The sequence below is a fragment of the Chitinimonas sp. genome, assembly GCF_041904975.1.
GTDB lineage: Bacteria > Pseudomonadota > Gammaproteobacteria > Burkholderiales > Chitinimonadaceae > Chitinimonas.
Map to the genome: position 1 here is coordinate 21,135 of NZ_JAYRLZ010000019.1, position 6,731 is coordinate 27,865.

Below are 6,731 nucleotides of genomic sequence, written 5' to 3' on the forward strand. Positions count from 1 at the left end.
GATTTTCAGCAATAACAGTGCCCGAAATCGCCGGGTGGCAATACTGCCTATTTGCCCTTGCTGCGATCGATATTTGCCAAGGTGGCAACCGCTTGGCGTATTTCTTCGGCCGATAGGGCGGCAAAGCCCAGCAGCCAGCCATCTTTCGCTTCTTGCCCCCCATACAATCCTCGCAAACCGGGTGTGACCAGGCCCAGTGCACTGGCTTGCTGACTTAAGGGGGCCTCAAGTCCATCGGGCAACAGGGTCAGCAGCTGCAAGCCGCCGGGGCTGGGCAGCGGGGTGAGTAGGGGCTTCAGTTTGCGGTTGATTTCATCGAGCAAGAGGTCGCGGCGGCTACGGTACAGCTTGCGCTGGTAGCGCAAATGGGCAGCAAAGTGACCTTGCTCGATAAAGTCGGCGCAGACCGCTTGCAGCAGCTGGCTGCTGTGACCGTCGTAAACGGTGCGTGCGGTGGTTGCGGCATCGATCAAGGCAGGCGGTAGCACGACATAGGCGAGGCGCAATGAGGGGAACAGTGCCTTCGAGAAGGTGCCGAGGTAGATTACCTGCCCGCTGTCATCAAGCCCTTGCAGGGAAGATACTGGTCGGCCGTCATAATGAAACTCGCTGTCGTAGTCGTCCTCGATAATCCAGCTGCCGTGTTGCCGGGCTAGTTGCAGCAGGGCGAGGCGGCGCGGCAGGCTTAGCGTGCTGCCGGTTGGATATTGATGCGAAGGGGTCAGGTAAATCAGCCGCGGCGGAGGCAAGGTGGCATGCGGGCAGAGGCCGTCCTGATCGACCGCTACCGGCAGCAGTCGCGCGCCGGCGGCGTCAAAAGCGGTGCGTGCGCCGCGGTAGCCCGGCTCTTCCAGCCAGACGGTGTCACCGGCATCGAGCAACAGGCTGCCCAGCAAATGCAGCGCCTGCTGCGAGCTGGTCAATACCAGTACTTGCTCCGCAGACGCCTTTACACCGCGTGCTTGCTGCAGATAGCTGGCGATGGCTTCGCGCAGCGGCAAATAGCCTTGCGGATCGCCATAGCCTAGCAGCGCTGTTTGATTGCGGCGCAGCTGCTGGTTCAGCAATCTGCGCCAGATTTCATGCGGAAATACGCGCAAATCGGGGCTGCCGGCGGCAAACGCTGTCGGCAGCCGCGGGTCGCGGCAGCCACCGCCGTCAACCAGGCGTTGGCCGCGGGCTGATAGTCTGGCGCTGGAAGGCTGGGCATGCGCGGGTTTGGTGCTGCTGCCGGCAAATTGCTGGGCGACAAAGCTGCCTTTGCCGACATGGCGATGGATATAGCCCTCCGCCTCCAACTGCGCATAAGCCGCTTCCACGGTAATGCGCGATACGCCCAGATCGCTTGCCAGGGTGCGGCTTGCCGGTAGCCGCATTCCATAGGCGAGCGCATGGCTGCGGATTGCCTGGCGCAAGGCCTGGCACAGCTGTTCGCGGATAGGCCGACCAGTGTGCTGCGCCTGCTCAAACAGATTCAGCCACAGCTTGGCGCCGGGATTGGCATGGATTGGTCTTGTCATGTATTGAAAATTGGCATTATTGATGAAGCCAATTGCACTCTACACTGTTTCTGTCCATCCACTCTCCAAGGAAACATCATGAGCGATATCCGGTCATTGGTTCTCGGCACACCTGCTCCGGCGCCTGCCGACAGCGCGGCCTTTATGCTGGCAAAACTGGCTTACCACACCGATGCCTGGGATGTGGCGGAAGACCTCAAGCGTCGCGTGAGCGAAATCGTCGTGATCGATACCCGCTCCGAAGCGCTGTACCAGGCCGGGCATATTCCTGGCGCCATCAGCTTTCCGCACCGTCTGATGACCGCAGAAAGCACGGCACGGCTCGACCGCAGCAAAACCTATATCACCTACTGCGACGGGATTGGCTGCAATGGCTCGACCCGTGGTGCGTACAAGCTGGCCGCACTGGGCTTCAAGGTGAAGGAAATGCTCGGTGGTGTGGATTTCTGGCTGCGCGATGGCCACCCCTTGGCCGCTGGCATGGAGCCGGGCCAGCTGGATGCGGATGCGAATGCCATCGACTGTGCGTGTGGCGAATGAGTACGAGTACGCTGTCGGTCCGGCTGGCCGGGCCGGACGACGCCCTAGCCCTGGTGCCGCTGTGCGCGGCTCATGCCCACTACGAGCAGATCGACTATCGACCCGCAGGCCACGCACAGCGCCTGGCAGACGCCATTGCGGCGCAGCGGGTGTGGATCTGGGTGGCGGAAGACGAGAGGGAGTTTCGCGGCTATGCCGCCGCCAGCCGCGAGTTTTCTACCCTAACCGCCACCAGCTATCTGCATCTGGATTGCCTGTATGTCGATGCCGACCATCGCGGCCAGCAGCTTGGCGCCCGTTTGCTGGCGGCGGTCAAATCCAAGGCGAAGGATCTGGCATGTACGCAACTGCAATGCCAGACGCCCGACTGGAATAGCCGGGCTCTCCGCTTCTATGAGCGCGAGGGGGCCACTCGCTTGGTCAAGTCGCGGCTGTATTGGGCGCTGGATGACTCAGAAGTCTGAGCATCTGACCAGTGCCGGCAATGCGCTGTTTCACCGGCGGCTGGTGCTGGTAAGGCGTCATAGTTGGCGGCAGACTCGGTGTTTTGCCCTTACTGGGAATCATCCATGCAGACCCTGAGTTTTTCCCTGGTCGATGTATTTGCCTGCCAGATCCTGTCTGGCAATAGCCTGAGTATTTTTGAGCATGATGCGCCCTTGTCGGTTGATTTGATGCAGCGGCTGACCCGGGAAATGCGCCAGTTCGAGAGCATTTTTGTGCAGCGGCTTGGCGACGCGCGGCTGGCTGCGCGCATCTTTACCATGGAGGAGGAGCTGCCCTTCGCCGGGCATCCGGTGATTGGTGCTGCCGCATACTGGCATGCACGCCATGCGCCTGATGCGCAGCAGCTATCGATTTCCATGCAGCTGGGCGAGCGCAGCGCCGATATTGTCAGCCGCCGCGACGGCGACAGCTTTTTTGCCGAGATGGACCAGGGCCGGGCCGAATTCGGTGCGCCGCTCAGCGAAGCCGAGTCGGCAATGTACTTGTCCTGCTTCGGCCTCGATGCGGCCGATCGGGAAGCGACACTACCGTTGCAGGTAGTGTCTACCGGCTTGCCCTATCTGATCCTGCCGATCCGCTCCGGTCTGGCGCGAGCGCGCATCGAGGTGGCCGATCTGGAAGCGCGCCTGGCAGCGATCGGCGCGAAATTTGCCTTTGTGCTCGATGTCGCCGCGCGGGAGGGGCGGACCTGGGACAACGATGGCCGGGTGGAGGATATCGCCACCGGCAGCGCGGCAGGGCCGGCTGCTGCCTACCTGTACGCGCATGGCTGCCTGGACGGCGAGGCCGTCACCTTGCACCAGGGCCGGTTTCTCGGGCGGCCGAGCGAGCTCCATGCGCGCATCTTGCGCCAAGGCGAGGCGCGTCACGTAATGGTAGGCGGGCAGGTGTGGATGGTAGGCGAGGGCCAGCTGCGCATTCCGGCCTGACGCTGAACCGACCACCCTTGGCTGCGCCTGAGCTGCCGCTGTATAAAGGAATCAGTCACCGGCACTGGCCATCACGCAACACAGCGGCTTGTGTGCCATGCGCGGCTCGCTGGCTTGGCTTTGTCCGGCTTTGCGGCAAGCCTGCCGACAACACCTACTGCGGGAAGGCTGCGGGAACCGGGTGATTGCATTGCCCTTCGGTCCAGACGGGGAGCTCATCATGAAGCTGTTTGCGCCGCACGACGAAGTGGCTGCCCTGCGTGCCAAGGTGGACAGCGGCTGTGATGATGCCCTGCCGGCGGTCACGCTGGTCTGGTATCTGCGGCAGGGCGCGCAGGCCGAGGTCAGTCAGTACAGCGTCCGCGCGCGGGAACTGATCCGCACTCTGCCGGCAACCGCTCAAGCGCCGCTCACCGCACGTTTGCGCCTGGTAAAGGCCGAGGCACGCTGGCTGGAAGGCGAGCTGGCTGCCGCGCAGGTACTGGCCGAGCAGGCGGCAGAGGCTTTTTCGGCTGCCGACGATCAGTTGGGCGTGGGCGACGCTTGCTGGATCATGGCCAGCATTGCCCATGATCGCGGCGATCCGCCAGCCTGCCACGACTGTCTTGATCGCGCTGGCGCTGCCTATCGGCAGGCTGGGGATGTCGCGCGGCAGACGGCACTGTCGGCACGCCAGCTGTGGTTCCTGGTGTTTTCCGACCCGCTTGCCTGCCGCGTCGCGCTGGCCGAGCAATTCGGACGCGGTGGCCATCCCGAGCCGGTCACCGCCTTGTGGCTGGATGCGGTGCGCGCCGTGGTGGCCGAGTTTGTCGGCGATCTGGGTGAGGCGGCGGGCTATTTCATCCGCGCCTATGAGGGCGCGATGCTGACCGGACAGACCGGCGTAGCCATCCAGATGGCCACCAATGCCGGCGATAAATTCATCAGCCTCAATGACTTTGCAGCTGCCCTGCATTGGGACGAATGCGGTCTGGCGCTGGCTCGCCCGACCGACTGGCCGATTTCGCTCGGCCGGGGCCTGATGCAGACCGGCAATGCGCTGCATGCGCTGGGCCGGCTCGATGAAGCGCACAGCATACTCAGTGAAGCCATTGCCGTGCTGTCGCCATTCGGTTCTGCGCGCACCTACGCCATCGCCTTGGGTTATCTGGGTGAGCTGGCGCTGACCCTGGCCGACTACAAGGCCGCGCTGAACTGGTTCCAGCAGGATGAGGACTGCGTGGTTCTTCTGGAACAGCCCGATATGCTGGTCGGCGCCTGGCATGGGCAGGCCAGGGCGCTGGCCGGGCTCGGGCGGCTGGCCGAAGCAAAATCCAAGGCCGAGGCTGCCTGGCAGCTGGCACGCGACCAGGCCAATGCCGAAGGGCAGCTGATGGCCTTGCGGGTACTGGCCGCCTTGCACCGTCGCCCCAAGCCGGAGCAGACAAACGATCAGCCAGCTGACAATGCATGCCTGTACTACCTCGAGCAGGCGTTGCAAGTGGCAGGCGCAATGAGCGGCCATGCCAAGCTGGCCTTGCTGTACGAGGAGCTGGCTGCCGAATACGCACAGGTGGGTGACTATCGCCGCGCCTACGAGTTTGCCGTGACCGCCAGCCACACCCGCCTGCAGCAGCACAGCAAGGAAGCGCAGCAGCGCATGCTGGTCGGGCAGATCCAGCTTCATGGCGAGGCAAGCCACGCCTGGTAAGGCACACTGCGAGTGCCAGCGATGGCAGTGCAATATTGCCTATAACGCCTTGGTCGAGGTCTTCAGCACAGCGGGCGGGCAGATGATGGATCATGGCGATTTAGCTGCAGGCAATGGCGAAGCAATCGATCTGCGCGAGCTGCTCGATGCAATACCGGCTGCGGTATTCGTCAAGGACAGCCAAAGCCGCATCGTGCTGATGAATCGTGCCTGCGAAGCGCAATGGGGCATGACCTTAGCCCAGTTGCGCGGCACCGATGCCAGCCAGTATTTTCCGCGCCACCAGATGGACAGCTTTCTGGAGCGCGATCGCGCCGTGTTTGCCAGCGGCCAGCAGATCGAATTCGAGGAAGAATTCTGGAATGCCAAGCTGCAACAGAATCGGCGCGGACACACCATCAAGCGGCCGCTATTCGACGCGCACGGGCAGCCGCTCTATCTGATCGGCGTAACGGTCGATATCACCGACAAGCAGCAGGCGGCGGCACGCCTGCGTGCCAGCGAGGAAAAACTGCAAGCCTTGTTCCGCCTGGCGCCGATGGGGATCGCGCTATGCGACTTCTCCGGGCACTTCCTGCAATTCAATGAGGCATTCGAGCGTATCTGCGGCTATGGCGGCGATGAATTGATGGCGCTGGATTATTGGCGCCTCACCCCGCCCGAGTATGCCGAGGCGGAGGCGGGCCAGCTCGCCAAGCTGCAGGCCTACGGCCATTACGGGCCGTATGAGAAGGAATACATCCAGAAGGGGGGCGGGCGTATTCCGCTGCAGCTTAGCGGCGTGATGATCGAAGACCACGACGGCCGGCCCTTGATCTGGTCCATTGTCGAGGACATTACCGAGCGCCGGCGCAAGGATCAGGAGCTTGCAGCCCATCGCGAGCATCTTGAAGAACTGGTGGCCGAACGCACCAAGGAATTGCTGGCAGCAAAGGCGGCTGCCGAATCGGCAACCCGGGCCAAGAGCGCGTTTCTGGCCACCATGAGCCATGAAATCCGCACGCCATTGACGGCGGTGATCGGCTTTACCTATATGTTGCAACAAATATTGCGTGAGCCGGCGCATCAGGCCCTGCTCGCCAAGATCGATACCTCGGCGCAGAGCCTGTTGGGCATCCTTAACGATATTCTGGATTTTTCCAAGCTGGAAGCCGGCAAGATCGAAGTGGTGGAAGAAGATGTGGCGCTGGCATCCCTGCTGGCGCATATCAGCGATCTGACCAGCGCCAGGCTGGGCGACAAGCCGGTCGCAGTGCACATCGATATTGCAGCGGGCTGCCCGAGCCTGATCCGGGCAGATCGTTTGCGGCTCGGACAAATTCTTGGCAACTTCGCCAACAATGCGGCCAAATTCACCGAGGCCGGGCAGATCAGCTTGAAGGCGCGCTTCCAGCCTGATGGCGCCATCATGCGCTTCGAGGTATGCGATAGCGGTATCGGCCTGAGCGAGGCGCAGTGCGCGCTGCTGTTCGAGCCCTTTGTGCAGGCAGATTCCTCGATCACGCGCCGCTACGGAGGCACCGGCCTCGGCCTTGCCGTGTGCCG

Annotated in this window: 6 protein-coding genes; 5 read left to right on the plus strand and 1 reads right to left on the minus strand. The window is 62.7% G+C overall.

Annotated elements, in window-relative coordinates; genetic code table 11:
- Window positions 1–47 precede the first annotated feature (47 nt).
- Window positions 48–1,520, minus strand: a complete 1,473-nt coding sequence (locus ACE3OH_RS03480; protein WP_374348453.1) for a PLP-dependent aminotransferase family protein — start codon at window positions 1,518–1,520, stop codon at window positions 48–50.
- 78 nt (window positions 1,521–1,598) lie between these two features.
- Between ACE3OH_RS03480 and ACE3OH_RS03485 the strand changes: the two genes are divergently transcribed.
- The 5 genes from ACE3OH_RS03485 to ACE3OH_RS03505 all read left to right on the plus strand — a co-directional run.
- Complete coding sequence (locus ACE3OH_RS03485; RefSeq protein ID WP_374348455.1) at window positions 1,599–2,060, plus strand: rhodanese-like domain-containing protein; 462 nt, start codon at window positions 1,599–1,601, stop codon at window positions 2,058–2,060.
- The gene (locus tag ACE3OH_RS03490; protein ID WP_374348457.1) at window positions 2,057–2,524 is read left to right on the plus strand and encodes an N-acetyltransferase family protein; all 468 of its coding nucleotides are present in this window, start codon (window positions 2,057–2,059) and stop codon (window positions 2,522–2,524) included. The genes ACE3OH_RS03485 and ACE3OH_RS03490 overlap by 4 nt, the downstream gene beginning before the upstream one ends.
- A gap of 105 nt (window positions 2,525–2,629) precedes the next feature.
- The gene (locus ACE3OH_RS03495) at window positions 2,630–3,496 is read left to right on the plus strand and encodes a PhzF family phenazine biosynthesis protein (protein ID WP_374348460.1); all 867 of its coding nucleotides are present in this window, start codon (window positions 2,630–2,632) and stop codon (window positions 3,494–3,496) included.
- A gap of 220 nt (window positions 3,497–3,716) precedes the next feature.
- Window positions 3,717–5,186 (plus strand): hypothetical protein, encoded by a 1,470-nt coding sequence (locus ACE3OH_RS03500; RefSeq protein WP_374348463.1) that lies wholly within the window; start codon window positions 3,717–3,719, stop codon window positions 5,184–5,186.
- Window positions 5,161–6,731 (plus strand): PAS domain S-box protein (locus ACE3OH_RS03505; protein WP_374348465.1); only part of this gene is annotated, 1,571 nt, incomplete at its 3' end. The genes ACE3OH_RS03500 and ACE3OH_RS03505, both read left to right, overlap by 26 nt.